Here is a 24,031-nt window from a genome sequence, read left to right as displayed (position 1 = left end):
GGCCGAATTGAACATCATGCCAGATCAAGCTCGGCGGCCAGCTTGTAGTCGTCCGCCAGCGCGCGCAATTTGTCCCAGGTGGCGTCCTCGATCTCGATGCCGGCGACCTTGCGCTGCTGCTCCCGGATATACTCGACCTCGCCCGGGTAGAATACGCCGGTGGAGCCCTCGGAGGGCGGCGTCGCCTTGAGATATCGCGCGAACTCGGCGACCTCCTTCCTGAAATCCTCCAACGGACGGAACGCCGCGACGTTGAAAACCGCCATGAAGCATCCGTCATTATGCCGCCCGGTCGGTTCGACGCCAAAACCGAGGCCGGTGAGCAGGCCGCACAAGACCTCGATCATCGCGGCGAGGCCCGAGCCCTTGTAGCCCTCCGTGCCGCCGAGCGGCAGCAGCGCGCCGCCCTTGCGGAACTGGCTGGGGTCGGTGGTCTGCCGTCCCTCGCTGTCGACGATCCAGCCGGTCGGGATTTCCTCGCCGCGCGCGGCGGCCAGCTGGATCTTTCCGGCCGCGACCGCCGAGGTCGCCATGTCAAGATAGAACGGCGCCTCGAGATCCGAGGGCACCGCGATCGAGATCGGATTGGTGCCGAGCCGGGCCTCGCGGCCGCCGAACGGGGCCACGATTTTCGGAGATCGGCCGGAATCGGCGGTGGCGAGGCCGATCATTCCTTCGCGCATCGCCATCATGGGATAGGCAGCGAGCCGGCCGACATGGCTCTGGCGAAACACGGTGCAGGCGGCGACGTTGGCGGTCTTCGCCTTTTCGATGGTCATGGCCATCGCCCTGGCGTTAACGTGAAATCCAAAGCCCCAATTTCCGTCGATCACGGTGGTGGTCGGCGATTCCTGAACGATGGTCCATTTCGCGCCGGGCACGATATGGCCGGCCTTGATGCGGTCGATATAGGTCGGGATCGCGATGATGCCATGCGAGTCGTGGCCGGCGAGGTTGGCGTTGACGCAGCCGGCCGCCACAGCGCCCGCCTCCTCGTCCGACGCGCCGGCGGCCTTTAGCAACGCGGCGCCGATGCGGGTGAGATGGTCGGCCTGGACGATCGGCATGGGGGCCTCTCTTGAGCCCGCGCGGAAGGCGGGTCTTGCTTGTTGTCGCAAGCCGCATGGTCTCAAAGCGATCACGCGATGGCAATGACCTGGGCCGAATTCCCTGCTCAGCCAATTCCGGCCCGCGAAATTCCTGGATGCGGGGATTTTTGGGTGCAGTGCAATGTAGGCGGACGGCGCAGCCCAATACCGGCTCGGGTTGACGGGTCCCCGCTCGGCGCGTAACCGCAATTCTGCGGAGTTTTCCCGTTATTATTGGTCCGGCGTTTACTTTGAACCGGAACTTATCGCGTTTCATAACCGTCACTTAGCGGTCATGCCGCTAACTTCCAGGGACAATCGAATCCCGGGGAGTGGATCTTGGAGACGAGTATCGCGCGGACATTTGCGGCGTTGAGCGCAACCAATGAAGCAATTCTGTACGCCAAATCGCCCGAGGAACTCTACCAGAAGGTCTGTGAAGCCGCATTCTCCTGCGGAGACTTTCTCGCGACGGCGGTTTTCCTGCTGGAGCCGCAGACCAGCCGGCTGCAGTTCGTCGCCGGCTTCGGCGGCGACATCGAGCGGCTCTGCGCAATCGATATTTCGATCGAGGCCGATATTGCCGAAGGCCGCGGAGTCTGCGGTCAGGCCTTCCGTGAAGGCAGGATCAGCATCAGCAATGATTATCTGAACGATCCGCGTTCGCTGGCGTGGCGTGAAGGGGCGACCGAGGCGCATATCGGAGCCGCGGCCGCGCTGCCCCTGAACTGCAATGGCCGCACTGCTGGCGTGCTGCTCGTCACCCTGCGGGAAGCCGGATCGCTCAACGCTCCGATCGTTTCGCTGCTCGATCGAATGTCGGCAAACATCTCGTATGCGCTGGACAATTTCGACCACGAGGTTGCGCGCAAGGCTGGCGAGCGCGCGATGCGGCGGCTCAACCGGATGTTTGGCGCCCTCAGCGCGACCAACGAAGCCATTCTTCGCGCCGGGACCGAGCAGGAGCTCTATCAACTGGTTTGCGATGCTGCGGTGCATGGCGGAAAATCCACCGCCGCCGCGGTGTTGTTGGCTGAGCCGGATTCGATCTGGCTCAAACCGGTGGCGGGAACGGGCGAAGTCATCGATCGGATCGCGCGGACTCGCTTTTCGATCGCTCCGGACAATGTATATGGCCAAGGAATCTGCGGAAATGCTTTTCGAACGCAAAAGGCCTGCATCAACCGTGACGTTCTCAACTCGGCGCAGGCTCAGCCATGGCACGAACTGGGACGCGAAGTCGGCGTCATGGCGGGGGTCGCGCTTCCGCTCGTCAAGGCCGGAAGGAGCGTCGGAGTATTGCTGTTTTTCATCAGCAAATCCTGGGCGGCGGACGAGGAGATCATCGCGCTGATGGCGCGTATTGCGGAGAATGTTTCGGTTGCGCTCGACAATCTCGATCGCGCATCCGAGAAGGTCAAGACCGAGGTGCAAAAGGAGCGGCTGGCGCGGATGCTCGCGGCGCTGAGCGCGACCAATGAAGCGATCATGCGGGCTAAATCGCGTGCGGACCTGTTCGATCTGGTCTGCGAGGCGGCGGTGCGCGGCGCAAAATTCAGTTCCACGGCCATCGCGCTGGCCGAACCCGACTCCGAATTCCTTCGCATCGTCGCCGTCAAGGGACCGAACGCACACGAGGTGAGGGACCTGCAAATCGCGGTGACGGACAAGCTGCCCGAGGGACGCGGTCTGGCCGGAACCGCCATCCGTACCCGGCAACCCTGCATCAGCAACGATTTCCGGACCGACGAACGAACCGCATTGTGGCACGACAATGCGCGTCGCAGCGGCATGCGGTCAGCGGCGGCGCTGCCGCTGCTCGAGGGCGACCGCGTCGCGGGCGTGCTGATGTTCAACTCGCTGGAGGTCGAGACGTTCACGCCCGAATTCATCGACCTGCTGCAGAGGTTGGCAGAGAACGTCGCCTTTGCGCTGGTCAACTTCGACCATGCGGATGAAAAGGCGAAGGCGGCGAAGCAAAAGGACCGACTGACTGGAATGTTCGAGGCGCTCAGCGCGACCAATGAAGCCATCATGAGGGTCAAGACGCGGGCCGAGCTGTTCGAACTGGTGTGCAACGCGGCGGTTCTCGGGGGGAGGTTTACCTCCGCAACCATTGCGCTCGCGGTTCCCGGCAGCGAATTCCTGAGAATTGCCGCGACCAAAGGCGTTGACTACGAGCGTATGCGAACCAAACGTTTCGCCGTATCGGCTGATTTTCCCGAAGGTCGAGGCTTGACCGGAACGTCATTCCGTACCCGGCAACCATGCATCATCAACGATTTTCTCGCCGATGAGCGGACGGCGTACTTTCACCAACAGGCCAGGGAAGACGGGACCCGGTCGGGGGCGAGCTTTCCTCTGCTGCAGGAGGGTGAACGGGCGATTGGCGTATTGCTGTTCATTTCCCGGGACCGGGGCGCGTTTACGGGCGATCTGGTGGAACTGCTGGCGAGGCTGGCCGAGAACGTTTCCTTTGCACTCGATAACTTCGATCGCGCGGAGGAGAAGGCGAGGGCCGAGGAACAAAAGGAGCGGCTGACGCGGATGTTCGCCGCGCTCAGCGAGACCAACGAGGCGATCATGCGGGCCAAGACCCGCGAAGAAATGTTCGAGCTGGTCTGCGCGGCCGCCGTGCTGGGGGGCAAATTCACCTCGACGACGATCGCGCTGGCGGAACCGGGGGAAGAGTTTCTGCGGATCGCCGCTTCAAAGGGACAAAACCAGGCGCGTGTCAGGAGTACCCGTTTCGCCATCTCGGCCGGACACCCGGAAGGCCGCGGATTGACCGGAACGGCGTTCCGGACCAAGGCGCCCTGCATCATGAATGATTTTCTGACCGATGAGCGAACCGCCCATTGGCACAAGCTTGCGAAGGGCGGCGGAACGCGGTCCGGCGCCGGATTTCCCCTGCTGAAGAAAGGCGGCGTCCCCGCCGGCGTGCTGCTGTTTCTGGCCGCCGAGGAAGACGTGTTCACCGACGATCTGGTGGAACTGCTGGCGAGACTGGCCGAGAATATTTCATTCGCCATCGATAATTTCGAGCGCGCCGACGAGAAAACCAGGGCGGATGAGCGGATCGAGTATCTCGCATCGCATGACAGCCTGACCCATCTCCCCAATCGGGAAATGTTCAACGGAATGCTCAACCACGCGATCGAGGCCGCGCGCCGCTGCCAATGGCGCTTTGCGGTACTGTTCATCGATCTCGACCGATTCAAGCTGATCAACGATTCGCTGGGGCACGACGCCGGCGATATGCTGCTGGTGGAAATCGCCAACCGGTTGCAAGGCGCCCTGCGCGCCAGCGACGTCGTGGCGCGGCTTGGCGGCGATGAATTCGTCGTCATCCTGGAACAGGCTTCCGAACGCGACGACATCGAACGTATCGCCCGAAAGCTGTTGGCCGTGCTCAGCGAACCTCTGCAACTGAGCGGTCACGAGTGCCACACCACCGCCAGTATCGGCATCGCCATGTACCCTTCGGACGGCGGCGACGTGCTGACGCTGACCAAGAATGCCGACCTGGCCATGTACCTCGCCAAGGAAGACGGCAAGAATGGCTTCCGCTTTTTCACCCAGGAAATCAGGACCCAGTCGCTCGAACGCCTGACGCTGGAAAACGCGTTGCGCCGCGCCCTCGAACGCGATCAGTTCGCGCTGCATTATCAGCCGAAGGTGGATATGGCGACCGGGCAGATCACCGGCGTTGAGGCATTGCTGCGCTGGACCCACCCCGAGCTCGGTGTGCTGTCGCCCATGCAGTTCATTCCGCTTGCCGAAGAAACAGGGCTGATCGTTCCGATCGGCCGCTGGGTACTGAGGGAAGCCTGCGCGCAGAACATGGCCTGGCAGCGCCGCGGATTGCGGCCGGTGTCGATGGCGGTCAATCTGTCGCCCCGGCAATTCGTCGATGAGCATCTGCTGGAGGACATTGACGAGGCGCTGGCGGCGAGCGGCATGTCTGCGGTGCTGCTGCAGCTCGAGGTCACCGAAAGCATGGTAATGCGGAATGTGTCGCGGGCGATCAAGGTTCTGGATGCGATCCAGAGCCGCGGCATTCGGCTTGCGATCGACGATTTCGGCACCGGCTATTCGTCGATGTCGCTGATGAAGCAGTTTCCGATCGACACCATCAAGATCGACCGCTCTTTCGTTCGCGATCTGCCGAACGATTCCGAGGATCGAGCCATTGCCCAGGCGATCATCAGCATGGGCAAGGCACTGGGAATGACGATCGTCGCCGAAGGCGTGGAGACCGTCGAGCAGCAGGCCTTCCTGCGCAGCCACGCCTGCGATGAAATGCAGGGTTATCTGTTCAGCAAGCCGCTGCCGCCTGAGCGGTTGGGCAGCCTGCTGCGGTCCGCGCCGGTGCTGGTCTCACCGCCGCTGCAGCCCACTGCCGCCGACTCTATGAAGAGACCGCGGCGGCGTTCAAAGCCGAGCAAGGCCTCGACGCGGGTGTCGCGCTGAGGAAACGTCAGCCAGTCGAATCCTTCGGCCGGCGCGGAAAATCGCCGGGCCACGGCAACGAAGTCTGATCGCTGAGGGATTCGAGGAAAACCCGAGCGCCGTCGGCACAGGTGCTGCCTTCAGCCACGCCCAGCTTGATGCACCATTGGTCCGGCATCGGGGTCTGCATGTTCTGCATCTCGAAGGCCGGCCCCCACCACCAGGCCGGTGCCGGCGACCGATCATCCGCGGGGACCTCGCGCCACCGCACGAATTCATCGACGATGCGTCCGAATTGCAGACGAGCGGCCGGATCCACGGCTTTCCCTGAGGTTCGCATGTTCAATGCCTGAACCGATCGGTCATGGTGTTGCAGGTTGCCAGCGAGACGTCGGCCATGTTTGGTTCCTGAACATGGATCAGGCGTTGAAACGCGCGACCGGGCGAAAAGTTGCTTCGGCGGTTCAAAGCGCAGATGGATCGCTTCCGGCCGGTCGGCCGCCCGCACTTCGCCTGGTCTACTCGGTCTTGACTGCGAAGCCGGTGCATTCCGGAACCGGCGGGCCGTTGATGCCGACGCTGATACAGCCGTCCTTCATTTCCGCCATGCTGGTGGCGAGGGGGACAAACTTCGGGCTACCGTCGTCCTGAAGCTTCTTGATGCTCTGTTTCAGCCCTTCGTCCAGCGCGCCTGATGCGCGGTCGCCGGCATGCATGCGTATGGAAACCGGGTTCTTCGCGCCCAGGGCTTGCAAATATGTCGAAAGCGCGAAGACCGGCTCATAGGCCCATGACCATGGTTCGTAGGTTTCGAGTATCACCGGTCGGCCTGGCGAACTCGCGGCCGCCGTAACGATCGACTGCAACTCACGAAAGAACGTGTCGGTTCTCTCGATATTGCGAAACGTCGCTTTCGGCAGGCTCAGGGGCCGAAACTGGCCGGCCGCCTTCGGTATCATCAGATAGCCCGAAAGGATGACGGCGCCGATGACGACCCAGTTGGACCAGGGCGCGAAATACGGCCGCGTCATGTAGGCGACGTAGCACGACAGCAGGCAGTAGTTGATCGGCACAAACAATCCGCCCGGGAAATCATATCGCATGTTCAGGGGAAGTTCGCCCCGATAGGCGACGCATTGGGAGACGTACATGGCGACAAGGAAGACAAACACGGCCGCTGTCATCAGAGAAGCCAACGCCCAGCGGCGAAGGGTTTGTCCCCTGGATCGTTCCAGCATGGCGAGCGCCGATCCCGCCGCCAGATAAACCGGTCCCCAATACGATATCGCGTGCAACAGGCTCGATCTGGCGATCGTGGTCAGTGACGAAAGCTCGATCGGCCTGGCATAATAATCGACACCGCCGGACACCGTTTTCTGCACGACCAGCATGATCGCCCCGGTAACGCCGCAGATAACCACGACCAGCGAGCCGGCGAGCGGCAGAGACAGGAGCCGTCGCGCGCTGGCGATCGCCAGCAGCGCCACGCTCAACCCCGCGAACGGCACAAGGGTTTCCTTGACGCCCACCAGAATGACCGTCGCGAAGGTGATGGCGATGGCGCCGATGCAGCGAACGCGCGTGCTTTGGCCTGCGAAGACGCCATAGGTCCCAAGGAGCAGAATTCCGAGCGCGCCGCTGCCATAAGCCTCCGACGGGCCAAGCCTGGCCCATACGTCGGCCCAGAACGGCATCGCCAGAATTGGAATCAGCAGGATTGCGGCAGGCCAGATGCCGACGAACCGGCTGGTGATCCACCAGATCGACGCAATGAAAACCGTGAATTCGAGCGTGCGAAAAAAATACCAGAGATGGACGTTGGTGCCCCAGATCGCCATCTCCAGCGCCTTCAGGAAATAATAGCCGGGACGAAACCGTCCCGCGGGCTGGCCAACTTCGGTCTTGGTGAGAAGGGTGCTCCAGATCTCGCTGAACGGGAGCTTCGCCCCCGGTCCGAGCCAGGCGAAGGGCTCCCAATCGTCCACTAGTCCCCAGTTCGCATAAAAAATCTGGTTTCCCGCCAGCGCCAGTGCGATCAGGAAGGATAAGCCAAAGATGAGGCCAAACAGTGCAAGCCTGTTCGTCGGGAGACGAAAGCGGTCGAATCCTGGAGGTGCATCCGCTAGCTGAACCACCAGCCGCGACTTCTCCCGACTCGGGCTAGGCAGCATCGACCGACTTCTTTGCGCCCCTGTAGGCCCTGTTCAAGCGCCGGTAGTTCCACTTCGAAAGCATGGTGACGGTGGTGCTGGGCAGAAACCGGAGCAGCGAGCGCCGAACGCGCCATCTCAGGTCCCCGATCTCCTTCACCCGGCCGTCGACGCGTGCAGACAGAACCGAATGCGGCAAAGCGGGGATACGCATCGGGCTTGCGTACAGGATCGAATTATACCTGTACCAGGGCTCGACCAAAGCGTCGTGTTGAAAGTGCGGACGTATCGCGTCGAAGGCGACGTAGCCGTGTTCGGCGAAGACACCCTGCCAGTACCACAGCGGCCGTTCGTTGATGTGATTTTCGCCGCCCTGTCCACGCGTCGCGGCGGAGAACAATATCAGATCGGAGTGCGTCACCAGTGAGGAGATGAACGCTTCCGATGCAGACGGCGGCAGATGCTCCGCGACCTCCAGGCTGCTGACCATATCGTAACGTCGTCCGAGATCGAATTTCTGCGACAGATCGACGGCGGTGAAATCATCCGCGGGAATCAGCAGCGATTCCCGCCGGACATAGGGGCCATCCGCTCCATGGACAATCTTCACGCCGGCGTCGCGCCACTCGCGCAGCCATGCCCCCCGTCCGCAGCCGACATCCAGGATCGAACCGACGCCGAGCAGCGGGGTAACAAACGCACTGAAGCGTTTTGCCGAGGCGGTCGATCCCCGCTCGATATACTCAAAGAATTCCTCGGTATATTCATGCAATGCGTTCATTGCCGGGAGCTGCGTTCGACGGAATCGATGATGAATAGTGGCCGGTTCTTGGTACTCAGATAGATCCGTCCGACATACTCACCGATGACGCTCAGCGTTACCAATTGGAAGAACGAGACCACAATCACCGAGATCATGATGCTGGTCCATCCCGGAACGACCTCCAGATAGGCCCATGCGTAAACGGAGTACGCCGCGACGCCAATCAGCGCCAGCAACAGGACGAAGGCGGCAATCGAGGAGAGGCGGAGCAGAATCATGGAGTAACCCAGAAATGCATCGGTCGCGAAGTGAACCATCTTGGCCAGGGGATATTTGGTCGATCCGGCAAAGCGTTGCTGCCGGTCGTAGGGAAACGCGACCTGCTTGAAGCCGACCGATGCGACCATTCCCCGGATGAAGCGGTCTCGCTCCGGCATCTGCGCGATGATGTCGGATATCCGTCTCGACATCAGCCTGAAATCCCCGGCATCGACCGGAATCATCACATCGGTCGATCGCTCGAGGATTCGGTAGAACAGACTGGCTGCAAAGGTCTTGAACCAGGTTTCCCCGGCGCGCGTCCGCCGCTGGCCGTAGACGACGTCAGCTCTGCTTTCGTCCATCTTCCGGAGCATGTCGCTCAGCAGCTCCGGCGGATCCTGCAAATCGGCATCGATGACAAAAACGACCTTGCCTCGAACAGCAGACAGTCCCGCCGTCAACGCTATCTGATGTCCGTAGTTGCGGGAGAGCTTGATGGCAACGATATTCGGATGGCTGGGGATCTGAGATGTAATCGCGTCCCAGGTGCCGTCGGTAGAGCCGTCGTCGACCAGGATCAGTTCATAGCTGTCGCCGACCGCCGATGCCGCGCTTTCGCAGCAGCGCCGAACCAGTTCGGCCAGTCCTGGCTGCTCGTTGAAGCAGGGAACGACAATTGACAGCGCCAAAATGTCTGATTGCTGTTGCTGCGAAGCATCTTGCATGTTCGGTCTGAATATCGGGATGCGTAAGAATTCCGGTGGATCGTGCAGCACCCGCACCTAACCTCAGCCAGACCAAGATTCAACCGGAATCTGAGCGCAATCATTTTGACAGCCACGGCAACGAAACACAACAGCATTTTCAGCCGGTCATGGCGGTGTTCGCCTGCTCCGCGTGTGATATGAAGCGCGGGCATTGCCGCGGGCCTTGTGGACGGGACATGACTATTCCAGACGACCCGGCCGGTGGCGTCGGAACCGAGTTCAGCGGCGAAGACTATGATGAAGCCTATCCGCCGGGATATGAGCGGCATTATTGGCATCTCGCCCGCGGTGACATCGTCCGGGATTGTGTCCGCAGTGTCTGCAGGAAGGGCGACACCGTGCTGGAAGTCGGTGCGGGTCGCGGCCACTACGTCGGCATGTTGCGGGCCGCCGGATTTGATGCCTACGGCTGCGACCTGGGCAGTCCCCGTGTCCACGAACATGTGCGCGCCTTCGTCTTTTCAGGCACGGACTTCGCGGATCTGGATGCGGATTTGCGAAGCCGGGTGACCGCTGTTCTGTTGCTGGACGTCATCGAACATATCGAGCACCCTGCGGATTTCCTGGCATCGGTGTTTCAGGCTTTACCTGCGCTCGGCGCCATCATCATTACGGTTCCGGCGCGGCAGGAACTGTGGTCCAACTACGACGAGCATTATCGTCACTTCCTGCGCTATGATATTCGAAGGCTTCGCGAGGTGGCTCGGTCGTCTCATCTTTCGATAGATTCCTGGAGCTATTTCTTTCATGCGCTCTACGTTCCGGCGTGGATCCTGAAGCGGATCGGATTGAACCGGGCGACTGCCTTCGTGGCGCCGGCGACGCCCTGGCTGCACAGATTGCTCGGCCGCGCATTCTTGCTGGAAAGCCGCCTGTTGCCGAAAAGTGTCTGGGGAACGTCGCTGTTGTGCGTCTGCAGGCCGGAAACCCGCAAAGGCTAGCTAGACCGGAACTCCCGCGCCGGATCGGCCGGCTTCAGCGGATGAGCCTTGCGGTGCCACGCCCATGCGGTCCGGATGATGGTCGCCAGATCCGAATGCTCGGTACGGAATTGCAACGTCTCGCGCGCCGCGGTGGGGTCGGCGACCAGATAGGTCGGATCGCCCGCTCGCCGCGGTTTTACCAGATGGGGCACGGCGCGGCCGGTTTCGGCCGCGATGGCGCCGAGGATCTCGCGTACCGAAAAGCCGGTGCCGGTGCCGAGATTGAAGGCGCCGCCGCGATGTCCCTGCAGCAGCAGCTGCAACGCCTGCAGATGCGCCGTGGCCAGATCGGTGACGTGAATATAGTCGCGGATCGCGGTGCCGTCGGGGGTGTCGTAATCATCGCCGAACACGGCGAAGTCGGAGACATGACCCTGCAGCGCCATCATGGCGCGGGGAATGAGATGGGTTTCGTTGTCGCGGAACTCGCCGATGTCGCCGGAGGCGTCGGCGCCGCTGGCATTGAAATAACGCAGCGCGAACGAACCCAGCCCGTAGGCGCCGCGATAGTCGGCGAGTACGCGTTCGATCATCCATTTCGAGGCGCCGTAGGGATTGATCGGCGCGCAGGCGTAGTTTTCGGGCAGCGACTTGCTGTCGGCGTTGCCGTAGACCGCGCCGGTCGAGGAAAACACCAGATGATGGCAGCCGGCCTCACGCATCGCCTCCAGCAGCGACAGCGTGCCGGCGAGGTTGTTGAGGTAGTATTTCTGCGGATCGGCGACGGATTCGCCGACCAGGCTCGATGCCGCGAAGTGCATCACGGCGACGATGGGGTGCTGCGCGAAGGCGCGCGCCAGCGCGGCCTTGTCGGCGAGGTCGCCGGTGACCAGCGTACCGGTGACGAAATGACGGTGGCCGGTGGAAAAATTGTCGAAAACCACGGGGTGATAGCCTGCGGTCGTCAGCGCCCTGCAGCAATGCGAGCCGATATAACCGGCGCCGCCAGTCACCAGAACGGCCGGATGGTCGCTCATGTCAGTTCCCCGGCGTGCGGCTCTTGTTGAACAGCAGATAGAGCGCGCGCGGATTGGTGGTGAGATAGCGCCAGAACAGCCGGCGCGGTTCCAGCCAGATCCGCCAGGCCCATTCCAGCCCCATGTTTTGCATCCATCGCGGCGCGCGCGCCCGGCTGCCCGACAGGAAGTTGAACAGTCCGCCCGAGGTCTTGATGACGCCGACGTTGCAAAGCCGCGGCGTGAATTCCTCGACAAAGGCCTGCTCGTAGGGAACGCCGAGCGCCACCCACAGATAATCCGGCGCCAGCGCGTTGATCTCGTCGACCTTGGACCGCAACGCGTCGCCTTTCAGGTAGCCGTGTGAGTTTCCGACGATCTTGAGATCGGGGTACATTTTCCGGACATTGGCGACGGCGGCGGCGTTCTCGGCTTCATCGGCGCCGAACATATAGAAGGTAAGCCCCGCCGCGGCGGCCTTGCGGGCCACGGTGTGAAACAGATCGGTGGTGGCGACACGCTCGGGCAGCGGCGTCGACGATCTGAACCGCGACACCGTAACCAGCGGCTGGCCGTCGGCATTGATCAGGTCGGCGGCGCGGAACAGCCGGTCGGTCATCGGTTCGGTCGAACAGCGCGCCAGCACCTCGCCATTGGCCGAGGTCAGATACAGCGGACGGTCGAGTCGGCGCTGCGGAAACACCATCTCGATCATGAAGTTCGCGGTTTGCTCGATGTCGAGCACGGCGAGCCGCAACCCGCCCAGCGAGATCCGGGGCACGCTCGCGGTAGCTGCCCGTCCTTTGAGGTTTGCGCGACGTTCAAGCATATTGTCTGTCCCGCTGATGGTTGACGGCCGTGGGTTGAAGTTCGCTCAGGACGACCCCGACCAGCTTGCGCTCGGCATCGCCGAGGGCCGTGATGATGCCTTCCATGGCCTCGTTGACGTCGAGCCGGACGGGCAGGAAGGCGACGAGGCCGTCGGCGGTATCGAACAACTTGCGGTCGGCGGTGCTCCAGGGCATCGCCGGACCGTCGAGGATCACGAGGTCGTAGCCGCCGGCGGAACGCGCCTGCGCGATCGCCTTGCGGATGGCGTCGGCGGCCTTGGCGTCGGATCCCTTGACGCCGGCGCCGCTGATCACCGGCAGGATGGAGATTCCGTTCGCGGTCTTGATCGCGCGGGAAGCCTTGGTGCCGACGCTGAGCCAACCGAGACGGCTGGGCTCGCTCTTGCCGAGGCCGCTCACCTTGTTCGAGAGGGCGTGGGTGGCGTGGTCGGCATCGATCATCAGCACGTTGGCGCCATCGCGCGCCGCGGCCAGCGCGATATTCAGCGTGGCGATGCTGCGATCCTCGCTGTCGCCGGCGCCGATCACGGCAATCACCGGCATCAGGGTGTCGGGCGAACGCCGCGCCGCGATCGCGCGAAGGTCGCGCATGGCGTCGAGGAAGACCGACTGGGGAAGGCCCGCGCGCAGCGTCGGCCAGCCCATCCGTGCAGCGTCGGGAATGCCGCCGATGGCGAGGATTCCGCCGAGTGTCCGCACCACGTCGGATTCCTGCAGGCGCGCGATCAACGGCTTCTCCACCGGAGCCAGTGCCGCGGAATTCTGCCGCCGCTGCTGTTGCTGCGCGGGCTGGCTGGCTACCGCCGGCGTCGCGGGCGGCGCCGGCGGCCTGGTCTCGCGACGCACCGGCTGCGGTTCGCTGGTATTTGGCGACAGCCGGTTGGCTGCGATGGTCAAGGCCGACGCACTGAACGCGCCGAGCAGGAAGCCGACGATGGCGATCATGCTCATGGCGGGCGGGAAGGTGCGGCGCTGCGGCACGGTGGCTTCGCCGATGATGCGGGCGCTTGAGGTGTTGAGGCTCTCCTGCTCCTCGGTTTCGCGCGAGCGCTTGAGGAAGGATTGATAGACGCCGCGGCTGGCCTCCACCTCGCGTTCGAGTTCGCGCAGCCGCACCGAAGCCTGGCTGAGCTGCACGCTCTGGCGCTTCTGCGTCTCCAGCGCATTGTTCAGCGAGGCTTCGTAATCGCGGGCACGGGTCAGGTCGTTCCTTGCCGACTGGGCGAAACGCTCGATTTCCTCGTTGATATTGCGGCGCAGGTCGTCGACCTGCTTTTCCATCTGGCGCAGGGCCGGATGCCGCGGTCCCAACTCGCTGGTCAGTTCGGCCTGGCGCTTGCGCGCATCGGCATATTGCGCGCGCAGATTGGCGATGGTCGGAGACTGCAGCGCTTCGGGGATCGCACCGGCGTCGCCGGCGGCCCGGCGGCTGGCCTCGATCTGGTCGTATTTCGCCTTGGCGTCGAGCGTCAGCGCCCGCGCGGCGGCGAGCCGCTGGTTGCTGGCGGAAAGCTGCTGATCGGAGATCAGCGTGTCCTGGGTACCGACGAAATTGTTCTGCGCCTTGTAGGTCGCCAGCGTGTTTTCGGCATTGCGCAGCCGTTCCTGCAATTCCTGGAGACGGCCGGACAGATCTGTGGTCGCCCGCCGTGCGGCGGTGGCCTGTGAATTCTTGGATTCGGCGAGATAGGCCCGGGCGATCGCGTTGGCGAGCATTGCCGCCTTGGCTGCGTCATATGACCAGACGTCGATATCGACGATGAAGGTGCGGTCGGTCTTCTTGACGTTGATGTGACGCTGCAGGGATTCCAGTGCCGCCATCTGGCTCAGCATGGCGTCGCCCGCCGACTTGACCTCGATCCCAAACAGGCCGCGCAGCGAGGCGAGGGCGCCTTTGGCCTTGCCGCCGCCGAACTCCGGATCCTTGTCGAGGTTGGTATCCTGGATCACCTGCAGCAGCACGCTGTTCGAGGTGATCAGCCGGGCCTGGCTTTCGACCACCATGGCGAGGCCGGACGTGTCCTGCGCGCGCGGCGTCAGTTCGCGGTCGACCAGCTGCAATTCCCTGGGATCGACGTAGAGCTGCGCGGTCGCCGAATATTTTGGCGCGAGGCTCTTGCCGATCATCACGGCGGCACAGGCGCAGATCAGCCCCGCGCTCACGATCGCGATCTTGCGCTGCCACAGCAGGCGGACGAGTTCGAGGACGCTGAAGCCGGCCAGCATTCCGGGCTGCGTCGGTGCAACCGCGGGTTCGGCCTGATTTAAAGGTCGGTCATAGACAAGCATGGTCCCCAGCTTTCATTCGAACTGCCGCACGCATCGGCTGAGGGGTTACTCTTCGCGTCACGCAACGCGCGCGGGGGTCAGGCGCGAAACAAACGCAACAGGAAAAATTAACCATACTCACGGAGGGACTATTCACTGAAATGGCAAAAAAAGCGTTTAAACTCCCGCGCATAGCAGAGCCTCCGCCATGTTCAGAACCGGGATATTCCGCTTCGCTGCCGCTTCCAGCGCATGGCTCATAAGATCTGGCGAGCAGCCATATGCGCTGGGCCGGTTGGCGACGTCGTGGGTGTAGAAGATTAACCATCCGTTATGGATTTGCGCCTGATCGTAGGCGCGCTCGATCTCGTCGCGGTCGATGCCGTGCTCGATCAGGGGCATCGCGCGCAGAAACTGCAGGTCCACCGTGCCGCTGTTGACGCCCGGTACGATGCTGCGGCAGGACTGGAACGCCTGCTTGAGCTGGCCCTTGCGCCCGAACGACCCGTAGCCAAACGGATAGGCAAAGTTTTTGAGCTTGATGGACGCGTCGAGCGTGCGCAGATAGCTGCGATTACCGGCAATTTCCGCCGCCAGCGCTTCCGCGTCGAGGTCGCAGGCGCGCGCGTGGGAGAAGGTGTGACAGCCGATCTCATGGCCATTGCGATGGAGATCGATGATGTCCTGGCCATCGACGGCCGTCCAGTCGGACGTTTCAGTGCCGACCAGCCCGCCCGAAATGTAGAAGGTGCCCCGCGCGTCGTGGTCCTCGAGCAGCCTGGCGCCCGTCGTGGCGGCGCTTTTCGGAATGTCGTCGAAGGTAAAACTGACCATCGGGGTTTCGTTGAGCAGCCGGAAGGGTTCGACGCTCAAATGCGTCGCCAGCCGGTGGCTGACTCTCGCTCTGGCTTCGGACCACATTGCGTTCATGGTTCAGATCTTTCTCAGGATCACGTGATAATCGCCGTGCCGCACGTCGGACTTGCCGGGCAGCAGAAGGTTCATGACGTAGGCTGCGGCATCGATCAGGGCGGCAAGGACCGGCTTGCGCGCGCGCATCTCCGGATAGCGCGGGCTCTCATACTCCTTCCGGTAGATCATCTGCAGGCCATGGGCCGCGGCGAAGTCTTCGAGCTTCGAGAGCGTGACCAGCGGGTGGAAGAAGGTGGGAAACGGCGCCTGGCCGGGCTCGCCGGCCCTCTTGTCGCCGCGTACATGGCGGTAGAACCAGACGTGAAACCAGTGCGGCGAATATTTGGTGACGACGCCGGACAGCGATTTCGGGTTCGGCGCGCCGATCAGGATCAGGCCGCCCTGCTTCAGCGACTCGCAGAACCGGTGCAGCGCGGCCTCGACGTCGGGAAGATGCTCGATCACGTTGTAGCAGATCACGAGGTCGAAGCTGCCAGGGTCGAAACGATGGCTCTGGACGTCGCCGAGGATGGTTTCCTGCGCGTAGTCGTTATTGCGGATCTGGTCCTCGTCGATGTCGACCACGGTGACGTGGGCGCGGCGCAGCACCTCGAGCGGCAGGAAGCTGGTCGAGCCGCCGCCGGCCTCATAGATCGCAAGCCTGCTCGGCGGCAGGCTGCCGGCGAGAACCGCGTGAACCGCGAGCAGGCTTTCGCGGGCCTCGCCGGGCGGCAGATCGAGCAGCGACTGCGGATGTGTTGATTCGCCTGCCGGCACATATGCATCAGCGAAAGCGGTCTTGGCGAAATCGATGGTGACTGTCTTGTTCACTGGCTGCTATCCAATCGTGATGCTTGCGAATTTCGTTCGGAACATGGCCAGCACCCGCTTCAGGCGGCCACGGGCATGGGCGATGTCGAATACCCAGCACAACACCGCGTAACTGGCGATTCCGACCCCCGACAGCACGAAGCATGCGGTCAGTTCGGAAACCTTCAGGCGTTGATCGACGGCCGCCACCAGCAGCGCCATGACCAGTGCGGCGACGACGGCCGGTGCGATCCGCCGCAGCGGGAACGGGATCGGAAACGCGCGGCGGCTGAGCAGCAGGGCGCAGGCGAAGCCGAACAGATCGGCGCCGAGCCGCGCCCATGCCGCGCCGATGGTGCCGTAGGCGCTGATCAGGACATATGAAAGGACTACATTGACCACGATGATCGAGGCGGTGTTGATCAGATAGAATGAACTGCGTCCCGACAGCAGGAAGCTCGTGTGCAGGTATTGCTGCGTCAGGATCTGGAATATCACCGCGCCGGCCACGATCGGCATCGTCTCCGCCGCGATGACGCGGAAATCGGCGCCGAGCACCACATTGGCGATGTGGGTGGAAATGACCGCGAAGCCAAGGCATGCCGGCAGCGTCACGCACAGCAGCAGTTCGACGCATTCGCCGAGATGCGATCGCACGGCGCCGGTTCCCTGATTGGCGTTGATCCGGATCGCCAGTGGAACGAAGGCGGCGGCGATGCTGACCGCAGGCATCATCAGGGTCTGCCGGACCAGGTCGAGACCCGCCATGTACTTTCCGGCATCCGCGGTGCTGACTAAATTGGCGATGATGAAGCGGTCGGCGACGCTGGAGATGGCGAGCAAGGTCAGCGAGATCGTCAGCGGCAGGCCCTGCTTCGCCGCGGCGACAAGGCCGGCGCCGTCGAATTTGAGAACCGTTCCCCGCCAGGCCGATCGCTGGACCAGCAATGCGAGCAGATAGGCCACCGCCGACGTCACCAGCAGGAGGATCCCGGTCTTGCCGAGGAAGGCCGCGGCAACCCCGAGACAAAGGGCCGCGACCGCGCGGACCAGCGTGGCCTTCATGGCGGTGACGACCATCAGCCGGGCGCGAACCAGTTCCTGCGTCAGCTCGAACATCCCGATCGCGACCGCCAGCCCGACCGCAGCCAGCGCCTCCATGGCGCCGAGTCCGACCATGCGACCGACGCCATAGGCCAGCGGCGCGGATAGACAGCCGACGAGATAGCCGCTGACGACGAGGCCGCGAACGTCGCTGCCGTCGTCCCGGGCGTGCTTGCTCATGATGAGATTTCGAAACCATCCCGCGAGGAAGACGCTGACAACGGACGCGAACGCCAGTCCGAGCAGATAGACGCCGTAATCATGAGGCGAGAACAGCCGCGTGAAAATGAACACGCTCAACAGCCCCAGCAGTGCCGCGAGGACGTTGGCGGTCAGATTGATGCTGGCTTGCCCGATCAGCATAATGCGGCAAGCCCCGCAGCTTCGTGGGGAAGGGCGGCAGGCGCGCGCACGGCGGCATTTTCCGCGACCGCTGCGCGGATGGTCTCGACCGGCGTGCCGGAGAAGGACGCGACCGAGAAGGCGACGTCGTCCTTGTCGGCGCTGCGAAGCAACCGGTTCAGTTCGTCGCGGCTGAGTTTCGATTCGTCCCAATAGCTGACGCAGGGGGTGCGGGGGGTGCGGGTATGCCGGGCCGAAAAGCCGGCGTCGTTTTCGACGAAATAGCCGTACAGCATATACTCCGAAAAATCGCGTACCCTGCAAAGGGCTTCGATCCAGTCCAGCTTCGTCACGCTTTCGATTTTAGCCGCCATCGCCCGCGTCGTCTGCTGATCCCAGAAGACGATGTGACCGATGAAATCCGATGCGGGGAGCGGCGGCGTGGGCAGACCAAGGAGTTCATGGCTGGTCTCGACCCAGTGCGCATGGTGGAATTGGTCCTCGGTGACTTCGTTGCGCATGTTCAGAAGCGGAATTGAGTTGGGATATCTGAAGCGCGACAGATCGAAGTCACGAAAGAACACGATGTCGGAATCGAGGATGCAATATCGCTGGTGGGGCAGGGAGGTTGCGGCCGCAATCTTGATGAGCTGCTGTACATGCCAGCCGCTCACCGGCTTGGCGCGAAGCGACCACCAGAACTGGCGCCGCTTGCGCTGAATGATGCGCGGCAGCGGCCGCAGCCATGCGGGCAGGAATTGTGAAGCGGGAAGCACGACCCTGTGCTCGCTCGCGAAGTGCGAGAACAGCGACAGGTCGCAATCCGGAACCAGCAGATAATGTTTCGAGAATGATTTGACGTGACGGTCGATACTCTCGCAGAGCAATGTGCACAGTTCCAGATCGCGCCCGTATGTCGGGGTTAACAGCGCTACAAGGTTCATCGCGTAAGTCTCTCTGGCATTGGCATTCATGGCTCTGGCAAGCTCTTGGCATCGGCGGTCGGTATCGCTGAACCGGGTATGAGCAAGATCGGTGCCGAACGGTCGAGCGGGTTCCGGCGGCGTTCCGGAACTGGTTAAGAATCGGTTAATTCATGCGCGGTAACCATCGCCGATGCTTCCGCGGCAGCTCCTCGAGATGTGGACCGGATGTTGCAGTGACGGTTGCGCAACGTTGAATCCGCGAGCAGAGCGGCTGGATCCATGACCAAACAGACCGAATTTTCCGAGACCGCGTTTCAACCCGCAAGGCGCAACTATCCCGGCATAATCCGATTGTCCGGAATGTCCGCGATTGCGCCACTTCCCGGGTCCGGTAAGGAGGCCGTTTGCTGGCAGCGGAAACGGTCGATGCATCATCGCCGGACGTGCGCGGCCGGTCAAAATGAGACGCTTGTCCCGTCCCGAGACATCGTGAACCAATTCAACCGCAGACCAGCAAGCGATATGGCCCGATTTCCAGACCGCAGGATGCCGGCCGATGGGAGCTTCTGAAATGATGCCTTCCTCCCCCCGCGCGCTGGCGGCGGTGTCGCCCGCGCTCGATACCTCCGTCGGGATCGTGGTCTGCATCCCCAGCTTCCGGCGTCCGCAGCATCTGCGGCTGACCCTTGAATCGCTCGCTGCCCAGCGCACCGATCGTCGCTTTGCGCTGGTCATCGTCGAGAACGATGCCACCGGGTGCGGCAGCGTGCCGGTTGCCACCGAATTCCTCCGTACCGGCAGATTTGCCGGGCTGTGCGTGATCGAGCCGCGACAGGGCAATTGCCACGCGATCAATGCCGCGTTCGAGACCGCGATGGCGACGTTCCCCGCAGCTCGGCATTTCCTGATGATCGACGACGACGAAATTGCCTCTCGGGACTGGCTCGAACTGATGGTGCGCAGCGCGGAGGTTTCCGGCGCCGACCTGGTCGGTGGGCCGGTACAGCCCAATTTCGACGACCACAGCAAACGCGGGCTCAGCCGCCACCCGGCATTTCGCCCCGCTTACGACGAGAGCGGCGCGGTGCCGGTCATCTACGGCTGCGGCAACTGCCTGATAACCCGTGCGGTATTCGAGCGGCTCGGCGATCCCGCGTTCGACGTCAGGTTCAATTTTCTCGGTGGCGGCGATACCGACTATTTCGTGCGCTGCCGTCAGGCCGGAATGAAGTTCCACTGGGCGGCGGAAGCCCTGATCACCGAGACAGTGCCGCAGAACCGGACCAGCCCATCCTGGCTGACGATGCGCGGCCTTCGGATCGGAGCGATCAACTATCACATCGAGGTCAAGGCGGCGCGGACGCCGTGGTCCCGCTTGAAGGTGGCAGCCAAATTGCTGGCGATGCTGCCGCTGTCGCTGGTCCGCGCCGGCCGGTTGGCCGTCACCGAGCAGAAGATACTGATCGCGCTGCATCCGGTGACGGTGGCCGCCGGCAGTGTGCTGGCGGCGATCGGTATCGAACCCCATCAATACAAGGCCTCGAAGATCGCCTCGTAGGTTGCCACATGAGGAGATCCGTGTCCCGGAAGCGGCAGCGCGTCGAAGACGCGGGTGAACGCGCTGATGGCGCTGCGCGGGGAACGGTCCCTCTCAAAGCTGAGCGCGCACCGCCTGCGCCACGTCCTGCCACCAGCCGTCGAAATCGAACCTCGATTGCACCGTCGGCCATTGCAGCGCGGAGGCGATCCGGTCGGCGTAGATTTCGTCCCCGGATCCTTGCGCCACCAGTACGATGACGCCGCGGTGAATCAATTCGCGGAAGCGCGGGTGATGGTCGAATTCATCTTCCAGCGCCGGACCGGTGACGATCAGCGGCCGGCCGGACTGCACGCAGGTGAGAACGCTGGAACGTCGCGCGGTGAGGCCCTCGTCGAGCGGATAGCAAAAGGCGTGGACCTCGCTGAACAGCCCGAACACTTCGTGGTCGGATTCGACGTAGCCGCTGACCACGACATCGTCGATCACGCCAAGTTCGGCGGCACGGGCATAAAAGCTCTCCTCCACCGTGTCGACGCCGCGGATGAATGATCCGACATAGACGATCAGGGGCTTCAGCCCGCGTTCCTTCAGGAGCGCGCCGATCCGGAGCAGCGCATTGGGCTGCTTGCCCGGATAGATCGATCCGAAATGCCCGATCACCAGCCGTCCCTGTTCCCGGGCGACAGCGAGCCGCTGCCGCAATTTGGAATCGGCGATCCCCGCGGGGGCTTCGATATTCGGCGGCAGTGGCGCCAGCACGCATTTGCGCTGCATCCAGCCGACCAGGCGGTCGTCGGCGAGTTCGCGGCGCACCAGCGGAGAGAACATCACGATGCTGTCGGCGAGCAGCAGCGCGGGAATGTAGGTGATGCGGCGCAGCCAGTGCAGCCCGCCCCATTCGTGCTGGATCAGGACCACGCGCCGCCGCCGCAGCCGCGCGATGGCTAACGCCAGCAACGGTCGCAGGATCACGCGCTTCCAGGCCACGATCGGGAAGTTGCACACCACGCTCCGCGCAGAACCGATGGCGCGCCAGATATCGGCGGGCGTGCCCTCCGATCGCGTCAGGGTTAACGATGTGCAACTGCCGGGCTCGAGCTTTTCGAGCGCGTCCAGCAGCAGCCGGGTAAAATGACCGACGCCGCACTGCATGTGCGGTCCCGCGCCGAGAAGGAGTGCCTGATAGGCTGGTTCTGAGGTCATCGTGCGGCGCCGGCGCCTTTTCTGAACATCGAGGTCAGGCTTACAGCGCAGACATTATCGTAACGTAAGCGCGGTGCGGCGAGCAGTTCCTCCCTGCCCCTTGTGGACCAGCGTTAACATCTCCGTAACGACCTGCTCTCGCCTCTGCCCTGCAGCATCGGGCACGATACTTGCTAATTACAGGACGCAGACAACCGGATCGGTCCAAAGCGGGACACGAGTCGGGCAGCTGCTCCATGTCGGCACACGGGTTGCCGAGGGTTTGCCAGGGATCGCCGAGACTGCGCGGGAGAATAACAATGAGCAAGGACGCCATACTGACACACTGGGACGAAACCCACTCGTCGCTTTGGGGGCACAAGCCGATCAGGATCGCCCACAATCTCCACAGGTCGCCGCTGTTCTCCCGGGACGCGCTCGCGGGATTGATCGAGCGCTATCCACGCGAGCATTACAATCTGGTCCAGACCGGTGCGCGCGAAAGCCGGCGGGTCTGGCGCGAAGGCGATATCGGCACTCTCTCGGGACGGCAGGTGATCGACGCCATCGCGGCGGGAACGCTATGGCTCAATTTGCGCAACGTGACGGATGTCGATCAGGCCTATCGCGGCGTGGTGACGAAGCTGTTCGAGGAGATCGCCGCCCTGGTTCCGGGCTTCGAGATGCCCGATCACAAGGCCGGCATTCTGATCTCGTCTCCGAAGGCGCAGGTCTACTATCACTCCGATCTTCCGGGTCAGGGCCTCATTCAACTGGTCGGGCGCAAGCGGGTTTATGTCTATCCGTCGACGCCGCCGTTCGTCACACCGGAGTGCCTCGAAGACATCGCTCTGTTCGGTGTCGAGGTCGATATGCCCTACGCGGAATGGTACGATCGCCATGCGACCATCTACGATCTGGAGCCCGGGCAGATGCTGCACTGGCCGCTCAACGCGCCGCACCGCGTCGAAAATCTCGACACCGTCAACATCTCCATGACGATTTCCTATACCGACGAGCAGATCCGGCGCCTCCAGATGGTGAACTTCACCAACGGCCTGATCCGCCATCAGTTCGGCTATCGCGCCAGGAGACGGGCGATTACTGGCCCCTCCTTCCTGGCGAAACGGATTCTTCAGAAATTGCTTCGTAACAGTGCCTGGATCAAGCGCGAGCGGAAGGCGAGGCAGTCGGTGGATTTCAGGCTTGACGATCACAGGCCAGGCGACATCGTCGATCTGCCGCGGGCCGCCTGACCATGGCCGCGCTTGCCGTCGAAGGATCGATGCCGCAGGTCCGGACCGCCGGTCCGGATTTTCGGATTGAGCTGATCCACGACTGGGAAGAGGCTGCGGCGAAGCTCGAAGGCGCCATGGCGCAGGGCCGGGCAACGCCGTTCCAGAACCCGCATTGGCTGGGGGCGTGGTATCATTGCTTCGCCTCGAACGAAGCGGCCAGACCCCTGATCGTCGTTATCAGCGATGCGCGCAGCCGGGATGTCGTGGCCATTCTTCCGCTGGTTGTTCGTATGCAACGGGGGCTGCGCATTGCCGAATTCGCGGGATCCGCCGATTACAATGCTCCGATCCTCGGCCCCGCTGCGAACGGGAGCCCGGCCGAGACCGCCGCGTGGTGGCGTCATCTGTGCCGCGAACTGGCCCGCTTGCCCGGTGGATGCGATCTGGTTCGCTTCCGCAAGATGCCGGCCGCGATGGATGGCCAGGCCAACCCGCTGGCCGGGCTGCCAGGCGTGCAGCCGAGCGCACTGACCGGGCATCTTGTGCGAGTCGGCGACGATTACGACGCCTATCGTTATTCCCTCGAGAAAACCGTACGGAAGGAACTGGAGCGAAGCTGGCGGGTCTTTACCAAGCATGACGGCGCCGGGTTCAGGCAGGTTCGCGAGATCGACGAAGCCTTGCGCACATTCGCCGCCCTGGAGGTCCAGCAAAGCGCGCGGATGCACGATCTCGGGCGATCCTACTCGCTCGACGAGGAGAACAGTACGGCTTTCCATCGTGAGTTGATCGTCCGTGGCCTGGTCAACGGCTACGTCATCCTGACGGCGTTGACCTGCGGCGAAGAGACGGTCGCATCGCTGCTGGGTATCAGGACCGGCCTGCACTATGTCATGGTGCGGATCGGCAACGCCGGCAAGGCGTGGTCGAACTGCTCGCCCGGCCGGCTGGTGATCGAGCGAACCATGGCGATGCTCCACGCCGACGGCGTCAGGACGTTCGATTTCAGCGTCGGCAGCTACGACTACAAGCGGCGGTTCGGGGTCAGCGACGTTGCCCTGATCGATCTCACCGCGGCAGTGAGCTGGCGCGGCTGGCCGGTCATCATCAGGGACAGGCTGAGGCGATCGATCCGGCGTGCCTGATCACGCCACCGCTCAGGGCGCTTCCTGCTGGTGGATGACTTCGATCCTGCCATTCTCGATCAGGATCTCGGTGGGCAATGGATGGCTCAGGAAGCCGACCGGGCTCGCGGTCCGGCCGTAGGCGCCCGACTGCAGCACCGCGATCAGGTCGCCTGCACTCAAGTCCGGCATCTCGACTTTTCGGGCCAGCGTATCGAGCGGTGTGCACAACGGGCCGACGATCGTCGCCGGCGATGCTTCGGTCGCATTCATGCAGGCCGGTGCTAGGATCGGATACTCCCGCTTGATGATCT

The 24,031-nt window shown here is 62.9% G+C and carries 18 protein-coding genes and 1 pseudogene; 5 read left to right on the top strand and 14 right to left on the bottom strand.

What is annotated here, in order from left to right; genetic code table 11:
* Positions 1-14 precede the first annotated feature (14 nt).
* Positions 15-1,067 (bottom strand): Ldh family oxidoreductase, encoded by a 1,053-nt coding sequence (locus Q8R73_RS00440; RefSeq protein WP_305717581.1) that lies wholly within the window; start codon positions 1,065-1,067, stop codon positions 15-17.
* A 360-nt stretch (positions 1,068-1,427) separates the two neighbouring features.
* Between Q8R73_RS00440 and Q8R73_RS00435 the strand changes: the two genes are divergently transcribed.
* Entirely contained in the window at positions 1,428-5,561 is a 4,134-nt protein-coding gene (locus tag Q8R73_RS00435) for a GAF domain-containing protein (protein ID WP_305717580.1), read from the top strand.
* A 7-nt stretch (positions 5,562-5,568) separates the two neighbouring features.
* Here the strand turns inward: Q8R73_RS00435 and Q8R73_RS00430 are convergent, their stop codons facing one another.
* From Q8R73_RS00430 to Q8R73_RS00415, 4 genes are all read right to left on the bottom strand, one after another.
* Entirely contained in the window at positions 5,569-6,048 is a 480-nt protein-coding gene (locus tag Q8R73_RS00430; RefSeq protein WP_305717579.1) for a hypothetical protein, read from the bottom strand.
* A gap of 10 nt (positions 6,049-6,058) precedes the next feature.
* Entirely contained in the window at positions 6,059-7,525 is a 1,467-nt protein-coding gene (locus Q8R73_RS00425) for a hypothetical protein (protein ID WP_305717578.1), read from the bottom strand.
* A gap of 175 nt (positions 7,526-7,700) precedes the next feature.
* Positions 7,701-8,471 carry a methyltransferase domain-containing protein gene (locus Q8R73_RS00420; protein ID WP_305717577.1) on the bottom strand — a complete coding sequence of 257 codons (771 nt, stop codon included), beginning with the start codon at positions 8,469-8,471 and terminating at the stop codon, positions 7,701-7,703.
* Positions 8,468-9,496 carry a glycosyltransferase family 2 protein gene (locus tag Q8R73_RS00415; protein WP_305717576.1) on the bottom strand — a complete coding sequence of 343 codons (1,029 nt, stop codon included), beginning with the start codon at positions 9,494-9,496 and terminating at the stop codon, positions 8,468-8,470. Before Q8R73_RS00415 ends, Q8R73_RS00420 begins: the two co-directional genes overlap by 4 nt.
* Between Q8R73_RS00415 and Q8R73_RS00410 the strand changes: the two genes are divergently transcribed.
* On the top strand, positions 9,475-10,422 hold the full coding sequence (locus Q8R73_RS00410; RefSeq protein ID WP_305717575.1) for a bifunctional 2-polyprenyl-6-hydroxyphenol methylase/3-demethylubiquinol 3-O-methyltransferase UbiG: 948 nt from the start codon (positions 9,475-9,477) through the stop codon (positions 10,420-10,422). The two genes, Q8R73_RS00415 and Q8R73_RS00410, sit on opposite strands and share 22 nt — an antisense overlap.
* On the opposite strand, the gene galE is transcribed toward Q8R73_RS00410, so the two are convergent.
* From galE to Q8R73_RS00375, 7 genes are all read right to left on the bottom strand, one after another.
* On the bottom strand, positions 10,419-11,441 hold the full coding sequence (gene galE, locus Q8R73_RS00405) for a UDP-glucose 4-epimerase GalE (RefSeq protein ID WP_305717574.1): 1,023 nt from the start codon (positions 11,439-11,441) through the stop codon (positions 10,419-10,421). The two genes, Q8R73_RS00410 and galE, sit on opposite strands and share 4 nt — an antisense overlap.
* Before the next feature lies 1 nt (position 11,442).
* Positions 11,443-12,249, bottom strand: coding sequence for a WecB/TagA/CpsF family glycosyltransferase (locus Q8R73_RS00400; RefSeq protein WP_305717573.1), 807 nt, complete (start codon positions 12,247-12,249; stop codon positions 11,443-11,445).
* A complete protein-coding gene (locus Q8R73_RS00395; protein ID WP_305717572.1) occupies positions 12,242-14,560 on the bottom strand; it encodes an exopolysaccharide transport family protein in 2,319 nt (772 codons plus the stop codon). The genes Q8R73_RS00400 and Q8R73_RS00395 overlap by 8 nt, the downstream gene beginning before the upstream one ends.
* A 156-nt stretch (positions 14,561-14,716) precedes the next feature.
* Positions 14,717-15,412, bottom strand: a complete 696-nt coding sequence (locus Q8R73_RS00390; RefSeq protein ID WP_305717571.1) for a polysaccharide deacetylase family protein — start codon at positions 15,410-15,412, stop codon at positions 14,717-14,719.
* Between the two features lie 60 nt (positions 15,413-15,472).
* Positions 15,473-16,282, bottom strand: a complete 810-nt coding sequence (locus Q8R73_RS00385; RefSeq protein ID WP_305717570.1) for a bifunctional 2-polyprenyl-6-hydroxyphenol methylase/3-demethylubiquinol 3-O-methyltransferase UbiG — start codon at positions 16,280-16,282, stop codon at positions 15,473-15,475.
* Positions 16,283-16,288: 6 nt separating this feature from the next.
* A complete protein-coding gene (locus tag Q8R73_RS00380; RefSeq protein WP_305717569.1) occupies positions 16,289-17,728 on the bottom strand; it encodes a lipopolysaccharide biosynthesis protein in 1,440 nt (479 codons plus the stop codon).
* Complete coding sequence (locus tag Q8R73_RS00375) at positions 17,722-18,651, bottom strand: DUF6492 family protein (RefSeq protein ID WP_305717568.1); 930 nt, start codon at positions 18,649-18,651, stop codon at positions 17,722-17,724. The genes Q8R73_RS00380 and Q8R73_RS00375 overlap by 7 nt, the downstream gene beginning before the upstream one ends.
* 553 nt (positions 18,652-19,204) lie before the next feature.
* Between Q8R73_RS00375 and Q8R73_RS00370 the strand changes: the two genes are divergently transcribed.
* Positions 19,205-20,191, top strand: coding sequence for a glycosyltransferase family 2 protein (locus Q8R73_RS00370; protein ID WP_305717567.1), 987 nt, complete (start codon positions 19,205-19,207; stop codon positions 20,189-20,191).
* A gap of 93 nt (positions 20,192-20,284) precedes the next feature.
* On the opposite strand, the gene Q8R73_RS00365 is transcribed toward Q8R73_RS00370, so the two are convergent.
* Positions 20,285-21,376 (bottom strand): hypothetical protein, encoded by a 1,092-nt coding sequence (locus tag Q8R73_RS00365; protein ID WP_305717566.1) that lies wholly within the window; start codon positions 21,374-21,376, stop codon positions 20,285-20,287.
* 299 nt (positions 21,377-21,675) lie between these two features.
* Here Q8R73_RS00365 and Q8R73_RS00360 point away from each other — a divergent pair, with 299 nt between their 5' ends.
* Together Q8R73_RS00360 and Q8R73_RS00355 are read left to right on the top strand one after the other, a co-directional pair.
* Positions 21,676-22,611 (top strand): hypothetical protein, encoded by a 936-nt coding sequence (locus tag Q8R73_RS00360; protein WP_305717565.1) that lies wholly within the window; start codon positions 21,676-21,678, stop codon positions 22,609-22,611.
* 2 nt (positions 22,612-22,613) lie between these two features.
* On the top strand, positions 22,614-23,738 hold the full coding sequence (locus Q8R73_RS00355) for a GNAT family N-acetyltransferase (RefSeq protein WP_305717564.1): 1,125 nt from the start codon (positions 22,614-22,616) through the stop codon (positions 23,736-23,738).
* 12 nt (positions 23,739-23,750) lie between these two features.
* Here the strand turns inward: Q8R73_RS00355 and Q8R73_RS00350 are convergent.
* Positions 23,751-24,031, bottom strand: a pseudogene (locus tag Q8R73_RS00350) (type III PLP-dependent enzyme); the annotation flags it as partial.

It is taken from the genome of Bradyrhizobium sp. (assembly GCF_030697065.1).
Taxonomy (GTDB): Bacteria; Pseudomonadota; Alphaproteobacteria; order Rhizobiales; family Xanthobacteraceae; genus Bradyrhizobium.
This window is presented reverse-complemented; position numbering and strand designations above follow the sequence as displayed.

Bases quoted from the DNA above. Each gene is read 5' to 3' on its own strand.
- Q8R73_RS00370 (WP_305717567.1), top strand. From the start codon at position 19,205: ATGATGCCTTCCTCCCCCCGCGCGCTGGCGGCGGTGTCGCCCGCGCTC.
- Q8R73_RS00440 (WP_305717581.1), bottom strand. From the start codon at position 1,067: ATGCCGATCGTCCAGGCCGACCATCTCACCCGCATCGGCGCCGCGTTG.
- galE (WP_305717574.1), bottom strand. From the start codon at position 11,441: ATGAGCGACCATCCGGCCGTTCTGGTGACTGGCGGCGCCGGTTATATC.
- Q8R73_RS00360 (WP_305717565.1), top strand. From the start codon at position 21,676: ATGAGCAAGGACGCCATACTGACACACTGGGACGAAACCCACTCGTCG.
- Q8R73_RS00365 (WP_305717566.1), bottom strand. From the start codon at position 21,376: ATGACCTCAGAACCAGCCTATCAGGCACTCCTTCTCGGCGCGGGACCG.
- Q8R73_RS00395 (WP_305717572.1), bottom strand. From the start codon at position 14,560: ATGCTTGTCTATGACCGACCTTTAAATCAGGCCGAACCCGCGGTTGCA.
- Q8R73_RS00375 (WP_305717568.1), bottom strand. From the start codon at position 18,651: ATGAACCTTGTAGCGCTGTTAACCCCGACATACGGGCGCGATCTGGAA.
- Q8R73_RS00400 (WP_305717573.1), bottom strand. From the start codon at position 12,249: ATGCTTGAACGTCGCGCAAACCTCAAAGGACGGGCAGCTACCGCGAGC.
- Q8R73_RS00380 (WP_305717569.1), bottom strand. From the start codon at position 17,728: ATGCTGATCGGGCAAGCCAGCATCAATCTGACCGCCAACGTCCTCGCG.
- Q8R73_RS00355 (WP_305717564.1), top strand. From the start codon at position 22,614: ATGGCCGCGCTTGCCGTCGAAGGATCGATGCCGCAGGTCCGGACCGCC.
- Q8R73_RS00420 (WP_305717577.1), bottom strand. From the start codon at position 8,471: ATGAACGCATTGCATGAATATACCGAGGAATTCTTTGAGTATATCGAG.